Genomic DNA, 16,913 nt, shown 5'->3' with positions numbered 1-16,913 from the left:
AAGAAGCGCAAGCCAAGCCTGCACTTCTAAATAATTTCTAAAAAACACCGAATAAATACATGATTGGAAACACAAACAGCATGCTATCGAAGCGATCCAAGATCCCGCCATGTCCTGGCAAAAGATTGCCTGAATCCTTCACGCCATAATGACGTTTGATTGCCGATTCCACTAAATCCCCGAATTGACCAGCGATCGAAAAGAGGACCGTCAATAAGATCATGATGGCACTACCATGTCCAAAATAATCTTTCCCTGGAAATGCTAGCAGATACAGACCGGCTACGACCACCGCAGCAGCAATCCCGCCTAGGGCCCCTTCGATCGTTTTATTAGGGGAAATCTCTGGCCATAATTTTCGTTGTCCGTAACGCCGTCCCACCATGTAAGCCCCAATATCCGTTGCCCACACGATAAACAGACCGAAAACTAAAACGACTAAGCCATCTGTTGCTGAACGTGCCGTCAAGAAACGTTCAAACCCGACACCCGTATATAAGCTGACGATCACTGGAAAACCAGCTTCATCGATGGTATACGTATTTTTAGAAATAACCGCGATCCCTAGTAATAAAAGGACGATTACATAATACAAGGCACTTTTATCTGTGCCCTCTGGCAAAAAGAAAAACCAGCGTTCTTGAGGTAAAACTAAAATCACCGCACCGATGATTGAAAGAATTCCTTCAAAACTGAAAACAGCTAGTCCTTTCATCCGAAATAATTCATAAACACCGATCCCTGCCATCGCTGCTGCCAGCAATTCGACGGCAATGCCGCCAACGTAAATAATTGGCAGGAAAAAGGCTAATGCGACGACCGCAGTGATTACACGTTGTCTCACTCTTCTTCCTCCTTCGTTTTCAAACCGCCAAAACGCCGGTTTCGTTGTTGAAAGCTCCCGATCGCATCTTCTAGTAAAGCAGCATCGAAATCAGGCCAGAGCGCTTTCGTAAAGAATAATTCGCTGTAAGCAATCTGCCATAACAAGAAGTTGCTGATACGTTCTTCGCCACTCGTGCGAATCACCAATTCAGGATCACGTAACGCGTTTGGCAAAAAACCAGTCATCAAATGTGTCGCCAGCATGTCTTCCGTGAGCTTGGGCAGGGCTTCCTCCGAAGCTGCAAGCTCTTCATAAAGGGCTTGGACCGCAGTCAAAATTTCTGCGCGGCTGCCGTAATTTAAAGCAAAATTCAAGATCATCCCAGTATTATCTTTGGTTTGGTCAATCGCTCGCTTGACCGCTTCTTGTGTATGCGCGGGTAAAGATTCCGTGAACCCCATCACTTTGACTTGAACATTTTCTTTGATCAGCTCAGGAACAAACGTGTCGAAAAAGTCGACGGGCAGTTGCATCAAAAAGTCCACTTCTTCGTTTGGCCGTTTCCAATTCTCTGTTGAGAACGCATAAAGAGTCAATACTTTCACACCAAGGTGTGAAGCATGTTTCGTGATCTTTTTTACCGTCTCCATGCCTTCTTTGTGACCAGCTACTCTTGGCAAGCGCCGGTTTTGCGCCCATCTGCCATTGCCATCCATAATGATCGCGATGTGTTGGGGAATCGGCAGTGATGGATCAAATTCATGTTCAGCCGCTTCTTTGATATATTTGTCTTTTTGTGGAAAAAAACGCAGCATCGTATTCGCTCCTCTTCCAATTCTTGAAATTCATCTTTTACATTATAACAATAATCAGATTTCTTGCCTATGAAAACCAAGAAAAGATTTCCATATTAAGAAAAAACAAAAAAACAGTCGTGATATTCAAGTACATACGGCACTTTCGACCATAAAAAAAGAGCCGCTGAAGCGACTCTTCGTCATTCCTTTTAAACCTCAAGTAGCTCTTGTTCTTTTTCAGCTGCGATCGCATCGATTTCTTTGATGCTGTTATCTGTAGCAGTTTGCACTTCTTTTTCAGATTCACGCAAATCATCTTCTGTGATATCGCCAGCTTTTTCTTGTTTCTTGTAAGCTTCCATCGCATCACGGCGAATGTTACGGACCGCGATTTTCGCATTTTCAGCTTCTTTTTTCACGTCTTTGGCTAATTCTTTACGACGTTCTTCCGTTAATTGAGGAATCACCAAACGAATGACTGTTCCGTCATTGGCAGGCGTGATACCAATATCACTTTGCATGATAGCTTTTTCTACTTCTTGGATCATTGTTTTGTCAAAAGGTGTGATCATCAAAATTCTTGCTTCTGGAATCGTAATTGAAGCCATTTGGTTCAAGGGTGTTGGTACACCATAGTAAGTAACCATTACGCGGTCTAAGATGCTCGCGTTCGCGCGGCCAGCACGGATTTGTCCTAATTCCCGCTGCAAGTTTTCTGCTGCTTTTTTCATTTTGTCTTTTGCTTCTGTTAAAATTTTGTCAGCCATGTTATTTCCCCCTTACTGTCGTTCCAATATGTTCACCTAAAATGGCGCGGCGAATGTTTCCATGCTCATTCAAGTTGAATACGACTAATGGAATATCGTTGTCCATACTTAATGAACTTGCGGTTGAATCCATTACTTGCAATCCTTTAGAAATGACTTCTAAATGGGTCAATTCATCAAATTTCACAGCACTTTGGTCCGTTTTAGGATCTGCTGAGTAGACGCCATCAACATTGTTTTTCGCCATCAAAATGACATCAGCGTTGATTTCAGCTGCCCGTAAGGCTGCGGTCGTATCAGTTGAGAAATAAGGGTTTCCTGTTCCGCCTGCAAAAATGACGACCCGCCCTTTTTCTAAGTGACGTTCTGCTCTGCGACGAATATAAGGCTCTGCGATTTGACGCATTTCGATCGAAGTTTGGACACGCGTTGGTACACCAGCATTTTCTAGCGTGTCTTGTAATGCTAAAGCATTCATCACAGTCGCTAACATGCCCATGTAATCAGCTTGTGCTCTTTCCATCCCCATTTGTGCGCCGATTTGTCCACGCCAAATGTTTCCGCCGCCGACCACGATCGCCATCTGTACGCCTAATTCGTGGACTTCCTTGATCTCTTTAACGATCTCTTGGATCGTCGGTGGTTTGATCCCAAAGCCTTCGTCACCCGCTAATGCTTCACCACTTAATTTTAATACAACACGTTGATATTTTGGTTTGCCCATCATGATTCCTCCGTACATTCTCCAATACTATTGTAGCATATTGGTGCTCTTTCGTTGAAAATTATCTACACTATTTCTTCAAAAACCGTTTTTGCTTAAAAAAAGGGAGCGCACTTCCATGCGTTCCCATCTGTTCGAGGAACAGAATTATTTTTTCACTTGGCTCATTACTTCTTCAACGAAGTTGTCTTCGCGTTTTTCGATACCTTCGCCGACTTCAAAGCGGACAAAAGATTTCACAGTTGCGCCTTTTGATGCAACGTATTTTTCAACCGTCATATCTGGGTCTTTAACGAATGGTTGGTCAACCAAAGCGATTTCTGCTTTAAATTTCTTCAAGCGTCCTTCAACCATTTTTTCAACGATGTTCGCTGGTTTGCCTTCGTTCAATGCTTGTTCTGTCAAGACTTGTTTTTCATGATCCAATTCTTCTTGAGAGATTTGTGCTTCGTTCACGTAGCGAGGGTTGATCGCTGCAACGTGCATTGCAACATCTTTCGCAACTGATTCGTCAGTTGTTCCTTCAAGAACAGTCAATACAGCAATACGTCCGCCCATGTGTAGGTAACCGCCGAAAGCAGCATTGTCATCTTTTTCAACAACTTCAAAACGACGGAAGCTGATTTTTTCTCCGATTACTTGTGTTGCTTCGATCAACGCAGCATCCATTGTGCCTTTAGAAGTTTCTAATTTTAAAGCAGCATCCATATCAGCTGGTTTGTTTGCTGCGATTACTTCAGCGATTTCTTTTACTAAGTCTTGGAACATTTCGTTTTTAGAAACGAAGTCAGTTTCTGAGTTCACTTCAACGATTGCTGCTGTGTTGCCGTTGATCGCTACAGATGCTAAACCTTCAGCAGCAATACGGTCGTTTTTCTTCGCAGCTTTTGCCATACCTTTTTCACGTAATAAGTCTACGGCTTTTTCGATGTCGCCTTCTACTTCAACTAATGCACGTTTTGCGTCCATCATTCCTACACCAGTCATATCGCGTAATTCTTTTACTAATTTAGCTGTTACTTCTGCCATTTTTTGTTTCCTCCTAAATGTTTTTAAACAAGATTGCTTGTCTTTAAAAAAAGCTGTTTCAAAGGAGAGTGAGGCTTGGCGCCTAGCCTTTGAAACAGCTCCATCATTTATTATTCAGCTGATGCGTTGTCGCCTTCGACAACATCAACGATTTCTTCGATTGAAGTTGCGTTTTCTGTTGATTCAGCAGCAAAATCTTCTTCTGCTACTTGGTCTTCGCCTTGGTTACCTTCGATGAAAGCATCTGCCATTTTCGCAGTGATCAATTTAACGGCACGAATAGCGTCATCGTTTGATGGGATAACAACATCGATTTCGTCTGGATCACAGTTTGTATCGACCATAGCTACGATCGGGATATTTAATTTGCGTGCTTCTTGGATCGCGATACGTTCTTTACGTGGGTCAACAACGTACATTACATCTGGAATTCTTGGCATATCAGCGATACCGCCTAAGAATTTTTCAAGACGTTCGCGCTCTTTGTTCAAGCCAACGACTTCTTTTTTAGGAAGAACAGCAAATGTGCCATCTTCTTCCATTTTGTTGATTTGTTTCAAACGAGCAACACGTTTTTGGATTGTTTCCCAGTTTGTCAAAGTTCCACCTAACCAACGATGGTTAACATAGTATTGACCTGAACGGATTGCTTCTTCTTTGATTGCTTCTTGTGCTTGTTTTTTAGTACCTACGAACAATGCAACGCCGCCTTCTTCAGCAACATTTTTCATGTAGTCGTAAGCTGCGTCTACTAATTTCACTGTTTTTTGCAAATCAATGATGTAGATGCCGTTTCTTTCTGTGAAGATATATTTCTTCATTTTTGGGTTCCAGCGACGAGTTTGGTGACCAAAGTGTACGCCGGCTTCTAGTAATTGTTTCATTGAGATTACTGCCATGTTGTGTTTCCTCCAATTTGGTTTTTTTGTTTTCCTCTCTTGCTCTTTTACTCCTTGAAGAACTGAATCGATCAGCACCGCTTCGCAGATGGAACAAGATGTGGGATTGACGTGAAAAACTCACGCCTTAAACAGTATACAGTAGCTAAAAAAGAAATGCAACTGATTCAAATGAAAAAACTACGATTCGTGGTCCAGCTTTTTTTTAACGTTCTAATTCTTTTCTTATTATATCTAGGTTTTTTCGGCTTTATCTGCTATGATAAGGCTGACTTAATCAATCATGCTTAAAGGAGTTTACCTATGCGAAAAGCTGATCGCCATTTACTTATTAGACAAATCATTACTGAACATACTGTACGCACGCAAGAAGAATTATTGCAGCAATTGGAAGCCCAAGGCGTCTCCGCCACGCAAGCGACCATCTCTCGCGATATTCGTGATTTGAAAATCGTGAAAGTGCCCGATGAAACAGGTCAGACGAAGTTTGTCATTTTTCAAGGAATGCAATCGTCAGAAGATGAAAAAGAAGAAGAGCAGCGTTTGATACAGATGATCGAAGACGTTGTCACTAAAGTAGATCGTGTGCAATTTATGACGTTGATCCATACCGTTGCGGACAATGCGCCTTTGCTTTCGGCTGCGATCGATGAAGTGACTATGCCAGAAAAAGTTTGCTCGTTGGCGGGCTTTGATACAGTAGCGGTGATTTCCCGCAGCGACGAAGATGCCGAAACTTTTTATCAATTTATCAGAAACCACGCGGTCTTATAAGACACCGAACAAATGTGACCTATCTGTATTTTTACTACAAAAAAGCTGTGTCCTTGTCGAAACAAGGACGCAGCTTTTTTTGTTACATTTTGTCGGGTGCATGTAAACCAAGCAACCGTAAATCTTCTTTTAATAAGGTCGTTACTGCATAAACTAGAGCCAGACGTGCGTCTTTTTCCGCATCTTCAGCTAAGATTTTCACATTGGCGTAATACTTATTAAAAGCCTGTGCCAATTTGATGGCATGTTTAGCAATGACGGATGGTTCATATTTTTCTGCTGCTTGCAGCACGGTTTCTGGGTAGCGCTGAATCAATTTGATGACTTCCCAGCTCTCAGTATCTGCCAAGGCCAGACTGCTGACAGCAGCAGGATCAAAGTCGGCTTTTTCAAGAATGCTCATGGCACGGGCATGAGAATATTGCACATAGGGTCCGGTCTCTCCTTCAAAACGGACAACTTCTTCTAGCGTAAAGTCGAAATTATTCAAACGGTCATTTTTCAAGTCGTGGAAAACGACTGCCCCGACACCGACTTGTTTTGCAACTTCTTCTTTGTTTTCAAGCGTTGGGTTCTTTTCAGTGATTTGTTCTTTCGCTGAATCGATCGCTTCATTCAATACTTCTTCTAAAAGAACGATCTTCCCTTTTCTCGTAGATAATTTTTTCCCATCTTTGGTGATCAATCCAAATGGTACGTGGGTCATATCATCTGCCCACTCAAAGCCCATTTCCTTCAAAACAGCTTTTAATTGCTTGAAGTGATAACTTTGCTCATTTCCTACCACGTACAATGATTTGGCAAAATTGTAGGTCCGTTTGCGGTACAGCGCTGCGGCCATGTCCCGTGTGATGTAAAGAGTCGCACCATCGGATTTGCGGATCAAGGCTGGATTTAAGTCATACGCAGCCAAATCAACGATCTCTGCCCCTTGGTCTTCTTTCAACAAGTGTTTTTCCTCTAATAATTCCACGACTTCTGTCATTTTATCATTATAGAAAGCTTCGCCATTCAATGAATCAAAGGAAACTTCCAACATATCATAGATTTTATTGAATTCTTTTAATGATTCATCACGGAACCATTGCCACAAATCCATTGCTTCTTGGTCACCATCTTCTAGTTTCTTGAACCAAGCTCTCGCATCATCTTCTAATTGTTTATCTGTCTCGGCAGCTTCGTGAAAATCAACATACAAACGCAACAGTTCGTTGATTGGTTCCGCTTTGACCGCTTCTTCTGACCCCCATTTTTTATAGGCCACGATCAATTTCCCAAATTGTGTGCCCCAGTCGCCTAAATGGTTGATGCGAATTGGCTGGTAACCGATTTTTTCTAAAATAAAGCCGATCGAGTTACCGATCACAGTGGAACGCAAATGCCCCATTGAGATGGGTTTGGCAATATTTGGTGAAGACATATCGATGGGTACTGCTTGCTGATTGCCGATGGTTTGATCGCCAAAATGATTTTTTTCTTTGAGAACCATCTCTAAGACGTGGGCAGAGATTGCTTTTTTATCCATAAAGAAGTTTAAATATGGACCGACCACTTCAATTTTTTCAAAAGACGCTTGATCGATTTTTTCTGCTAAGTCTGCGGCAATTTGCTGCGGCGCTTTCCGATAGACTTTTGCTAGCGAGAAGGCTGGGAATGCCACATCCCCATGGTCAGCTGACTTTGGATTTTCCAGTAATTGCTGAACTTGTTCGATCGATAGATCTTCTTTTACTACTTGATGGATGGCTTGTGCGACGATTTCTTTGTTATTCATAGTATCCCTCCTATAATGACTGAGCCCATGTTTTGATGAAAAGTTGTTTGAAGCAAGCAAACAGCTGTATGTTTTTCATGCAAGAAATGATTGATAAAAACAAAAAAGCCTCTAGCGCATAACATGCACTAGAGACGAGATTTCCCGCGGTACCACTCTGATTGTCCTTTTCGGACCTACTTTTTTCTGATAACGGCAGAATTCCGTTTGCTTGGCAAATTCTCACAAGTGCGTTTCACAATCTGATCAATTCGGCTTCCACCACCCCGAACTCGCTAACTGATACTCGAATCGCTACTTCTCTTGTTTCATCAAATCAAGGCTATTTACTTCCCAGAAAGTATAGCAAAGAAATGTTTGTTTGGCTAGCGAGATTTTGGCATTTTCAAAAAAAATTATTTTATACTTTAGGAATAAATAGATCTCCAGCAGTCACTGCCATGATCGCTTTGATTGAGTGCAAACGATTTTCGGCTTGATCAAATTGACGGGCATACTTACTGCGAAAGACCTCATCAGTGACTTCCATCTCAGAAATTCCATACGCCTGCGCTGCTTTTTTGCCATACGTGGTCTGATCATCATGAAATGCTGGCAAACAATGCATAAAAATCACTTGATCGTTTTGTGTTTTTTTCATCAACGATTGGTTGACTTGATACGGCACCAGCTGTTCGATCCGCTCTTGGAATTTTTCTTCTTCACCCATTGATACCCAAACATCGGTATACACGACATCAGCGCCTAGAACACCTTGATCCACATCATCAGTCACCAAAATCTTTGCGCCCGATTGCTTGGCATAGGCTTGTGCCTGTGCGATGATGGTTGCTTCTGGCTGCAAGACTTTCGGAGTGACGACATGAATATTGACCCCTAAAATCGCACTGGTCACTAATAAAGAATTAGCGACATTGTTGCGCCCATCCCCACAGTATGCGATGGTCAAGCCAGTCAGCTCACCGAAGTTTTCTTGAATGGTTAAAAAGTCAGCAATCATTTGCGTTGGATGCCATTCATCCGTTAAGCCATTCCAAACAGGTACGCCTGAATAGCTGGCCAGATCTTCGACAACCTGTTGACTAAAGCCGCGAAACTCGATCCCGTCGAACATGCGGCCGAATACTTTGGCGGTATCTTCAACAGATTCTTTAGACCCCAACTGAATATCATTGGCCCCTAAAAATTCCGGATGTGCCCCCAGATCCACCGCTGCAACCGTAAAGGCTGCTCGCGTCCGTGTCGAATTCTTTTCAAACAGAAGTGCAATATTTTTTCCTTCTAAGTAGCGATGTGGTTGATTGTTGGCCTTCATCCCTTTCAAGTGCTGGGAAAAATCAATCAAATATTGTAGTTCTTCTTTTGTAAAATCCTTTTCTGCTAAAAAACTGCGTCCTTTAAAAACCGATGTCATTGCATACCCGCCCTCCAATTAACTAATAATTATACATTATGATATCAAATAATGAAATAAAATACAACAAAATCTTCTGTTTGCTCATAAAGAAACTAAAAAAATACACCTAAGAACGGATCTTAGGTGCAATCATCTTAAGAAATCGTATGGGCAAAGCTGACACTTGGATCAGCATTCAATGAAAGATCTGCTAAGCGCTGCTTTTTCAACGCAACATGGGCATAGGCACCAATCATGGCCGCATTATCTCCGCAAAGACGCAACGGTGGAATCAACAATTCCACTTCCGGCAATTCCTGCATCGCTTTTTGTAAAGCGTCACGCAAGCCTTGATTCGCCGCGACTCCCCCAGCAACGATCAGCTGGTTTACAGGATAAGCTTGGCATGCCCGCAACGTTTTGTGAACCAATACTTCGACAACGCTGGCTTGGAAACTAGCTGCTAGATTTTCTACTGACAAAGCTTCCTCTCTTTGCTGTGCATTATGCACAAAATTGATAAAGGAACTCTTTAAGCCGCTGAAACTAAAATCAAAATTATCTTCTTGTATCATTGCTCGAGGAAAGTGATACGTATCACTGCCTAGATGCGCAAGGCGATCAATTTCTTTCCCACTAGGATAAGGCAAACCCAGAACACGACCGACTTTGTCATAGGCTTCACCAGCGGCATCATCTCTCGTTTCACCGATGATCTCAAAAGAGCCATCTTCTGCCATATACACCAATTCGGTATGGCCACCGCTGACCAATAATGCCATTAAAGGAAAAACCAATGGCTTCACTAGGCGAGCTGCATAAATATGTCCTGCCATGTGATTGACCGGAATCAGCGGTAAGCTGTGGGCCCAGGCAAAGGCTTTTGCTGCAGACAGCCCAATCAACAGTGCCCCAACCAACCCTGGACCATAGGTAACAGCAACAGCTGACAACTCTTCAGGTTGGGTGTCGGCCTGTGTCAATGCTTCTTCGATACATAAAGTAATCTGTTCGACATGGTGACGACTAGCGACTTCTGGTACGACACCGCCGAAGCGCTGGTGGCTCTTGATCTGCGAAGCAACAATGTTACTTAAAATGGTGTCGCCGTTTTTAATCACTGCCACACTGGTTTCATCACAACTGCTTTCAATGGCTAAAATCAATTCATTCATTTGATTTTTGTCCGCCTACTTTCTTTTCCATAATCAACGCATCCTCTTCTGGATGACTGTAATATTTTTTTCTACGACCGATGACTGTATAGCCCATACGTAAATAAAGAGCTTGTGCTTGCAAATTCGACACACGCACTTCAAGATAGATGCGCCGACCATCGGTTTGTTCCACGAGCGATTCCATTTGCTTCAACAATTCTTTCGCCAAACCACGACCTTGATACGCTGGTAAAACCGCTACATTAAACAGCTCTGCTTCATCCAGCACTTGCTGAAAACAGAGAAACCCAATCAGCTCTTGATTGGTTTTTCCATAACGGAACAAATAGCGACTGTTGCTGTTTTGCAAATCTTGTTGAAATTGCTGCACATTCCAAGGCGAGCCAAAGGGATAGCTCTGATCTGCCAATGACCAGAGCATTTGCGGTGTCGGGATCGTTTGATCTGCTTGTTCGTTAGTCATTTAAAAATTTCACCATATCCAATGCGTCTTCATTGCCTTCGGTGTAGTACGCCGTTTTGATCGCCTGTGAAACAAACCCGAGGGTCCGATACAAACGTTGCGCATCACGATTGCCCAGGCGCACTTCTAATGTCAAACGGTCGCATTTGTTTTTCCGTGCATAACGTTCGATTTCTCCTAGCAAGAAAGAACCGATCCCTTTTCCTTGATAATCAGGAATGATCGCGATATTGGTGATATGGGCATCAGCGCCTAAAATCCGCACCCCGATAAACCCAATCATCCGCTCATTATGCAAGATGCCCAAATAAAGATGTTTGACCCGTGAATAAAGCTCTGACAAAAAGGCGCTCTTGGTCCAAGGCAGTTCCCCAGCATACACGAGACGCTCCACCTGCAGCAGCTCTTTAATGTCATCTCCGACTAATTCACGAACAACGTACGTTTCCCCTCGTATCTCTTTTTTACGCTCTGGGTATTGAATCTGACGGAAAAGAGCCAGCTTTCCCGTCATCGTTTTAAATTTTTTCAACATAGGCATCCACTCCCGGTTCATGCGAGGCTAACCATTTTTCTTCGGCTTCAACTAATTTTAAATAGTCTGGTACAAAATCATGGATCGAAGCGACCGGCGCTTCTTCTTTCGCAATAGCAGCTAAAACAACGCCATTCGGGTAATTCCATAACGATACTTGATTGATATGGGCTGTCGGCAGTTCCGCCTCGATCATGTCTTTAAATTTGATGGTATCGGCGCCGACAAATAGCACTTCTTGACCATCGACTGCTTTTAACTGGGTCAATAATTCAGACAGTGAGATATGCTGGTCTTTGATCCTTGTTTCTAAGGTCCCATTATGCCATTGGTAGGCACCTGCGTAGACATTTTGACGGCGAGCGTCAAACAACGGCACGATCACTTGCGATACGCCCACACAATTGGCAGCGACTGCTTTCAAACTAGAAACACCAATCAGCGGGATGTTCAATGTTTGCGCCAGCGTTTTTGCTGTTGTGACGCCGATTCGCAAACCTGTATACGAACCAGGACCTTTCGCAACAACGATTTGCTCCAGCTCTTTAGGTGCCATCCCCACCGCTTGCATCAATCCATCAATGGCAGGCATCAATGCTGTGCTGTGGTTTTTGATCGCCATCGTCTGGCTTTGTCCCAACACTTCTTGACCATCGACCACCGCAACCGCCAGTGTCTGGTTTGAGGTATCAATCGCTAATGTTTTCATCTTTCTTCTCCCCATTCAAAAAACTCTCTCATATTCTACCATATTCTAATCAAATGCCCAACCAAGTCTCCCAAAAGATGCCTGCGTTTAGAAAAAAAACAATAGGACAACAATACCCGAACCTTTGAAAAAAGCAAGCACGGCTGCAGCTGCAAACCGACGAGGCTGTTTAAAGGTTCGGGTAAGACGATAGTCATTTTTTTGTTATTCCATTAAAACTCAGTTGACGTGTGTAACGACATCCTTCGGTGATTCAACTGGTTGCTAGGAGGATTGACGCGTAATCAGTTCCGTTGCGATCGTAACTTTGCGAGGAACGGGTGCTGCATTCGTAATGATATCCAGCAAGGTCGTCACTGCCAGTTCCCCCAACCATTCCGTATGAACTTTGATGGTTGACAGCGTCGGAAAGACGTACTTTGCAACACTGACATCGTTGAAGCCGATAATTGCGATCTCCTCAGGAATCTTGATGTTTTTTTCTTGCAAAGCACGCATAGCGCCAATCGCTAAGGCATCACTGGAAGCAAATAAAGCACTTGGCAACTCTTTGTTTTGCTGCAAATACTCTTTCATCGCCTCATAACCGCCCTCTACTGTAAACGGTGCGCTGAGGTGATATTGCGGGTGGTGCAGCTTCAACCGACGTAGCCGTTCCTCAAAAATCCGGCGCCGAGGGTCTTCGATTTCTTGGTGATGATCCTTGGTAAACTCAACGCCTGATAACAAGCCGATCTTTTGGTGGCCTTTTGCAATAAAGTCATCGATCACTAAATCCACCGCTTGTTGAAAGTCCACTACCAGAGAATTGACGCCCTGAGCCAATGCGTCAAAATCGACCATCAACAAATTGGATTGGCTTTTTTTCAATTGTCGAATCTGGTGATCATCGAATTTTCCTAGTGCAATCGTTCCATCGACTGCGGTATCAGTCAATCCTTCGTAGGGTTCTTTCAGCAAACGAATCCCTAATTCTTCGGTTTTGTTTTCAATCCCGATACGGATCGCTAAGTAGTAAAGATCTGCTAATTCTTCCTCGGTATCAAACCATTGGATCAAGCGCATACTACTGGTTTCCGGCTGACTCTTCTTTTTATGTTTTGTGTAATTGAGTGCTTCTGCGGCTTTAAAAATTTTCTCTTTGGTTTCAGAACTGACCGATAATTCTGAATCGTAATTCAGCACCCGTGATACAGTGGCTGGCGAGACGCCAGCCTGTTGTGCAATATCTTTGATCGTTGCCATCTTCCAGCCTCCTTTTTTGCGGGGAACTTTTTTATAAAGTAGCTATAAAGCGAGCAAAGGCCGCTTGCCCTGTCTGGTCTCGCTTGAAGACGCCTGCATGCGTCAATACTTGCGTAAAGACTTCCCCTAATGCATTACGCAAAATCTGCGACACGTTATCGGCATTGCATTCTGGGTGCTGGGCTTTGATCGCATCTGCCCAAGGAATATGGTATGCCGCGATTTGATTGGGCTGATCCAATAGATAAGCAGTCACTTCTTCTAGTTCCGGAGCTAAACGTGGCGGGAGAACTGCCAAGCCCATGACTTCAATCAATCCAATATTTTCTTTTTTTATATGCTGCACTTCTTGATGCGGATGAAAAATGCCGTCAGGATGTTCTTTAGAAACATTATTATCCCGCAAGACTAAGTCCATTTCAAACAGCTCTCCTTGCTTGCGTGCGATCGGTGTCACCGTATGATGAGGCGTTCCATCTTCTGAAAAGGCATTAATCGAAACACTTGGATCTGAGTACTGTTGCCATTGGGCTAACACATATTGGCAAGCAGCGGCTAATTTTTGTTTGTTTTTCGCTTGTAGTCGTATCACCGACATTGGCCACTTCACGATCCCCGCAGCGACATCAGGAAAACCAGTTAAAGAAAAGCGTTGCTCGATCGGCGCTTTTGCCATGGCAAACGTGTGCCGTCCTCCTTGATAATGGTCATGAGACAAGATCGAACCCCCAACGATCGGCAGATCGGCATTGGACCCGACAAAATAATGCGGCATCACTTCAATGATCTGCAACAAGCGAGCGAAGGTTTGCAAATTGATTTTCATAGGACGATGTTCTAAAGAGAGAAAAATCGAATGCTCATTGTAGTAGGCATAGGGCGAATATTGAAAGCCCCATGCTTCATTATCCAAATTCATGCGGATGATCCGATGGTTGGTCCGCGCTGGATAATTGACTCGTCCTTGGTAGCCTTCATTTTCCAAACACAACAGACATTTCGGATAATCTACAGAAGCAGCAGCTCCTTCTTTCGCTATTTGCTTGGGATCTTTTTCAGGTTTTGATAAATTGATCGTGATCTCGATCTCCCCATATTCGGTATCAACTGGGAACACGATATTCTTTGCGATGGCCCGAGTCTTGATGTAATCATTTTGACGGCACAGCTCAAAGAAATAATCCGTCGCTTCTTTAGGATCATTGGCATAATGCTGCGCAAAAAAAGCATTGACTACTGAAGGCGGTGGCGTCAAAAAGTCCATCAACTGTGCTTCAAAGATTTCTCTTTCTGCGTGAGAATCGCCAATTTGCTGATTGCTCAAAGCGCATGCCACCAGCTCGTCCATCAAATCAATGGAGGACCGATCGACAGAACGAATTTCGCTGGGCTCAAAAACAGCTTCCCCGATCATGGCTAGTATTCGGTTTTGCAAATAAATACGATCCATTTCCATCCAGCCGCCAGCCTTGATTGCTAAAGTGACGAAATCGCTGATTGTTTGGCTGATCGTCATTGGTTATTCCTCCTGACCTTGATACCCATTTGGATGGCTGACATGCCAATTCCAAGCAGTCTCGATGATTGCTTCGACGTCGGTATAGACTGGTTTCCAGCCTAAAACCTTTCGTGCTTTTTCACTCGATGCCACTAAGGTACTTGGATCACCGGCACGGCGAGGCGCCACTCTGGCTGGGATCTCTTTTTTCGTTACATTGCGAGCAGCTTCCACCATTTCTTTCACAGAGTACCCATGATTGCTGCCTAAATTGAAGACATTGCTCTCATTGCCTTTTTGTAAATATTCTAATGCCAACAGGTGAGCAGCGATCAGATCTTCGACATGGACATAATCGCGAACACAAGTACCATCTGGAGTATCGTAATCCTCCCCAAAAATCGCGACTTCTTTGCGTTGTCCTAAAGCAGCTTGCAAGATGATCGGTACTAAGTGTGTTTCTGGATCATGGTCTTCACCGATCGAAGCATCCGACTTCGCGCCAGCCACATTGAAATAACGCAATGCGACATACTTCATTCCATAGGCTTCATCGCACCAACGCATCATTTTTTCCATGATCAACTTGCTTTCGCCATATGGATTTTTAGGATTTGTTGGGGTTTCTTCCGTGATTGGACTATGGTCAGGTTCCCCATAAGTTGCTGCTGTAGAGGAAAAGACGATATGTTTCACTTGATGTTCCTTCATCACTTCTAAGAGGACCTGCATCCCATACACATTATTGTTGAAATACTTCAATGGTTTTTCCACAGATTCTCCCACCAAAGAGCTGGCAGCAAAGTGAATCACGCCATCAATCGTTTCTTTTTCAAATACCGATTGTAAAAATGCTTTGTCGCGAATATCTCCTTCATAAAAGGTTGCTGCTGGATGGATCGCTTGGCGATGTCCTGTCAGCAAATTGTCAACGACAACGACTTGTTTTCCTTGTTCGATCAATTGATCGACTGCATGAGAACCGATATAGCCGGCTCCTCCTAATACTAAAATCGCCATATTTTCAGCCTTCTTTCTTCATTCCTTCATCGTTTCTTATTCTACAGTTTTCGTGCACCATCATCAATACTTGCTTGATAAATGTCGGTTGCGTAGCCGATTTCTGCTAAATAGGCTGCTTTGACTGACGCTTCGAAATCAGCCCATTCACTTGCTTTGACCAATGCGATCCCGCAACCGCCAAAGCCCGCACCAGTCATCCGCGCACCTAGAACAGCAGGGTGCGCTTGAGCGGCTGCGACTAGTGTATCTAGTTCATGCCCTGTCACTTCATAATCATCTCGCAATGAAGCATGGGAGGCATTTAATAACTGGCCGAATTCTTCAAGATCACCAGCAGTCAAAGCAGCTTTTGCTTTCAATGTCCGTTGGTTTTCCGTCACCGCATGTTTCGCCCGTTTGATCAAGCGTGGATCATCGATCAATGCTGTATTTGCAAAAAAGGTTGCTTCGTCTAATGCGCCCAATGAATCAATGGCTAATGATTTTTGCAAACGAGCCAATGCTTCTTCACATTCTGCACGTCGTTCATTGTATTTAGAATCAGCCAATTCGCGTCGCTTATTGGTATTCATGATCGCTACGACATAATCGCCAAATGCCGCTGGTACGACTTCATAATTTAAAGTGTTCGTATCTAAAAGCAATGCATGGTCTTTTTGACCCATTCCGATCGCAAATTGATCCATGATCCCTGAGTTAACGCCAATAAACTCATTTTCGACTTTCTTGCCGATTTTAACTAAGTCCAAGGTCGTCAGGGTTAAATCAAAGAGATCTTTTAGACAAACCCCCGTCAGCAATTCAATCGATGCCGAAGAAGAAAGACCTGCGCCATTCGGAATGTTGCCATAAAAAGCGATGTCAAAGCCTCGATCGATCACTTGCCCCGCTTCTTTTAGGAAACGAACGACCCCTTTCGGATAGTTTGTCCAATCATCTTCTTTTCGGTAATCCAGCTCATCTAACGAAAAGGAGATCACGCCTTTTTCTGGAAAGTTCTCCGAATAGAGTTGGATCAACTGGTCTTCACGTTTTCGCGCTACTGCATACGTCCCTAATGTGATCGCCGCCGGGAAAACATAACCGCCATTGTAATCCGTGTGTTCACCGATCAAGTTGATTCTCCCTGGTGCAAAATACATGCCTGTGCCTTCTGTTCCAAATTTATCAATAAATATCTGTTGCAATTGCTCCATTTCTCTCACTCCCACTTTCTTTTTAGTAAACTTATTGTAAAATATTTACTAAATTATTTCAAGCGTTTTCAATCCCAAAA

Annotated in this window: 17 protein-coding genes and 1 other annotated feature; of the genes, 1 reads left to right on the top strand and 16 read right to left on the bottom strand. The window is 43.5% G+C overall.

Features of this window, described 5'->3' with window-relative positions:
* Positions 1-37 precede the first annotated feature (37 nt).
* The 6 genes from P0G38_RS05845 to rpsB all read right to left on the bottom strand — a co-directional run bounded on the left by P0G38_RS05845 (position 38) and on the right by rpsB (position 5,042).
* Positions 38-844: a phosphatidate cytidylyltransferase gene (locus P0G38_RS05845; protein ID WP_010749318.1), complete on the bottom strand. Its 807-nt coding sequence runs from the start codon at positions 842-844 to the stop codon at positions 38-40.
* The gene (locus tag P0G38_RS05840) at positions 841-1,641 is read right to left on the bottom strand and encodes an isoprenyl transferase (RefSeq protein ID WP_010749317.1); all 801 of its coding nucleotides are present in this window, start codon (positions 1,639-1,641) and stop codon (positions 841-843) included. Before P0G38_RS05840 ends, P0G38_RS05845 begins: the two co-directional genes overlap by 4 nt.
* A gap of 191 nt (positions 1,642-1,832) precedes the next feature.
* Positions 1,833-2,390 (bottom strand): ribosome recycling factor, encoded by a 558-nt coding sequence (frr, locus tag P0G38_RS05835; RefSeq protein WP_005229434.1) that lies wholly within the window; start codon positions 2,388-2,390, stop codon positions 1,833-1,835.
* 1 nt (position 2,391) lies between these two features.
* Entirely contained in the window at positions 2,392-3,114 is a 723-nt protein-coding gene (gene pyrH / locus P0G38_RS05830; protein WP_275854398.1) for a UMP kinase, read from the bottom strand.
* Between the two features lie 147 nt (positions 3,115-3,261).
* A complete protein-coding gene (tsf, locus tag P0G38_RS05825; RefSeq protein WP_005229432.1) occupies positions 3,262-4,143 on the bottom strand; it encodes a translation elongation factor Ts in 882 nt (293 codons plus the stop codon).
* A gap of 110 nt (positions 4,144-4,253) precedes the next feature.
* Positions 4,254-5,042 (bottom strand): 30S ribosomal protein S2, encoded by a 789-nt coding sequence (rpsB, locus tag P0G38_RS05820; RefSeq protein ID WP_005229426.1) that lies wholly within the window; start codon positions 5,040-5,042, stop codon positions 4,254-4,256.
* 303 nt (positions 5,043-5,345) lie between these two features.
* Here rpsB and P0G38_RS05815 point away from each other — a divergent pair, with 303 nt between their 5' ends.
* Entirely contained in the window at positions 5,346-5,816 is a 471-nt protein-coding gene (locus P0G38_RS05815) for an arginine repressor (RefSeq protein WP_005229424.1), read from the top strand.
* An 82-nt stretch (positions 5,817-5,898) separates the two neighbouring features.
* Here P0G38_RS05815 and argS read toward each other — a convergent pair whose 3' ends face one another.
* From argS to P0G38_RS05765, 10 genes are all read right to left on the bottom strand, one after another.
* Positions 5,899-7,590, bottom strand: a complete 1,692-nt coding sequence (argS, locus tag P0G38_RS05810) for an arginine--tRNA ligase (RefSeq protein ID WP_275854394.1) — start codon at positions 7,588-7,590, stop codon at positions 5,899-5,901.
* A 127-nt stretch (positions 7,591-7,717) separates the two neighbouring features.
* Positions 7,718-7,911 (bottom strand) — a binding site (T-box leader).
* Positions 7,912-7,990: 79 nt separating this feature from the next.
* A complete protein-coding gene (argF, locus tag P0G38_RS05805; protein WP_275854391.1) occupies positions 7,991-9,004 on the bottom strand; it encodes an ornithine carbamoyltransferase in 1,014 nt (337 codons plus the stop codon).
* A 137-nt stretch (positions 9,005-9,141) separates the two neighbouring features.
* Positions 9,142-10,161 (bottom strand): tRNA (adenosine(37)-N6)-threonylcarbamoyltransferase complex transferase subunit TsaD, encoded by a 1,020-nt coding sequence (tsaD, locus tag P0G38_RS05800; RefSeq protein WP_015510054.1) that lies wholly within the window; start codon positions 10,159-10,161, stop codon positions 9,142-9,144.
* Positions 10,154-10,627 (bottom strand): ribosomal protein S18-alanine N-acetyltransferase, encoded by a 474-nt coding sequence (gene rimI / locus P0G38_RS05795; protein ID WP_005229417.1) that lies wholly within the window; start codon positions 10,625-10,627, stop codon positions 10,154-10,156. The genes tsaD and rimI (P0G38_RS05795) overlap by 8 nt, the downstream gene beginning before the upstream one ends.
* A complete protein-coding gene (gene rimI, locus P0G38_RS05790) occupies positions 10,620-11,162 on the bottom strand; it encodes a ribosomal protein S18-alanine N-acetyltransferase (RefSeq protein ID WP_005237007.1) in 543 nt (180 codons plus the stop codon). The genes rimI (P0G38_RS05795) and rimI (P0G38_RS05790) overlap by 8 nt, the downstream gene beginning before the upstream one ends.
* Positions 11,146-11,871, bottom strand: a complete 726-nt coding sequence (tsaB, locus tag P0G38_RS05785; protein ID WP_010749312.1) for a tRNA (adenosine(37)-N6)-threonylcarbamoyltransferase complex dimerization subunit type 1 TsaB — start codon at positions 11,869-11,871, stop codon at positions 11,146-11,148. Before tsaB ends, rimI (P0G38_RS05790) begins: the two co-directional genes overlap by 17 nt.
* Before the next feature lie 264 nt (positions 11,872-12,135).
* Positions 12,136-13,116, bottom strand: coding sequence for a LacI family DNA-binding transcriptional regulator (locus tag P0G38_RS05780; protein ID WP_275854385.1), 981 nt, complete (start codon positions 13,114-13,116; stop codon positions 12,136-12,138).
* 31 nt (positions 13,117-13,147) lie between these two features.
* The gene (gene galT / locus P0G38_RS05775) at positions 13,148-14,632 is read right to left on the bottom strand and encodes a UDP-glucose--hexose-1-phosphate uridylyltransferase (protein WP_275854382.1); all 1,485 of its coding nucleotides are present in this window, start codon (positions 14,630-14,632) and stop codon (positions 13,148-13,150) included.
* Between the two features lie 3 nt (positions 14,633-14,635).
* Positions 14,636-15,634 (bottom strand): UDP-glucose 4-epimerase GalE, encoded by a 999-nt coding sequence (gene galE / locus P0G38_RS05770; RefSeq protein WP_005229400.1) that lies wholly within the window; start codon positions 15,632-15,634, stop codon positions 14,636-14,638.
* A gap of 41 nt (positions 15,635-15,675) precedes the next feature.
* A complete protein-coding gene (locus P0G38_RS05765; protein ID WP_010749309.1) occupies positions 15,676-16,833 on the bottom strand; it encodes a galactokinase in 1,158 nt (385 codons plus the stop codon).
* Between the last annotated feature and the right edge of the window lie 80 nt (positions 16,834-16,913).

This window comes from Enterococcus casseliflavus (genome assembly GCF_029215545.1).
Classification (GTDB): Bacteria; Bacillota; Bacilli; order Lactobacillales; family Enterococcaceae; genus Enterococcus_D; species Enterococcus_D casseliflavus.
Note: the sequence above shows the minus strand (reverse complement) of the source record. Positions and strands in the feature narration are given on the sequence as shown.

Coding starts and splice junctions, on each gene's coding strand:
- tsaD (WP_015510054.1), bottom strand. CDS start 10,161: ATGAATGAATTGATTTTAGCCATTGAAAGCAGTTGTGATGAAACCAGT.
- P0G38_RS05765 (WP_010749309.1), bottom strand. CDS start 16,833: ATGGAGCAATTGCAACAGATATTTATTGATAAATTTGGAACAGAAGGC.
- rimI (WP_005237007.1), bottom strand. CDS start 11,162: ATGTTGAAAAAATTTAAAACGATGACGGGAAAGCTGGCTCTTTTCCGT.
- P0G38_RS05840 (WP_010749317.1), bottom strand. CDS start 1,641: ATGCTGCGTTTTTTTCCACAAAAAGACAAATATATCAAAGAAGCGGCT.
- P0G38_RS05780 (WP_275854385.1), bottom strand. CDS start 13,116: ATGGCAACGATCAAAGATATTGCACAACAGGCTGGCGTCTCGCCAGCC.
- P0G38_RS05815 (WP_005229424.1), top strand. CDS start 5,346: ATGCGAAAAGCTGATCGCCATTTACTTATTAGACAAATCATTACTGAA.
- pyrH (WP_275854398.1), bottom strand. CDS start 3,114: ATGGGCAAACCAAAATATCAACGTGTTGTATTAAAATTAAGTGGTGAA.
- galE (WP_005229400.1), bottom strand. CDS start 15,634: ATGGCGATTTTAGTATTAGGAGGAGCCGGCTATATCGGTTCTCATGCA.
- rpsB (WP_005229426.1), bottom strand. CDS start 5,042: ATGGCAGTAATCTCAATGAAACAATTACTAGAAGCCGGCGTACACTTT.
- rimI (WP_005229417.1), bottom strand. CDS start 10,627: ATGACTAACGAACAAGCAGATCAAACGATCCCGACACCGCAAATGCTC.
- argF (WP_275854391.1), bottom strand. CDS start 9,004: ATGACATCGGTTTTTAAAGGACGCAGTTTTTTAGCAGAAAAGGATTTT.
- frr (WP_005229434.1), bottom strand. CDS start 2,390: ATGGCTGACAAAATTTTAACAGAAGCAAAAGACAAAATGAAAAAAGCA.
- tsaB (WP_010749312.1), bottom strand. CDS start 11,871: ATGAAAACATTAGCGATTGATACCTCAAACCAGACACTGGCGGTTGCG.
- argS (WP_275854394.1), bottom strand. CDS start 7,590: ATGAATAACAAAGAAATCGTCGCACAAGCCATCCATCAAGTAGTAAAA.
- galT (WP_275854382.1), bottom strand. CDS start 14,632: ATGACGATCAGCCAAACAATCAGCGATTTCGTCACTTTAGCAATCAAG.
- tsf (WP_005229432.1), bottom strand. CDS start 4,143: ATGGCAGAAGTAACAGCTAAATTAGTAAAAGAATTACGCGATATGACT.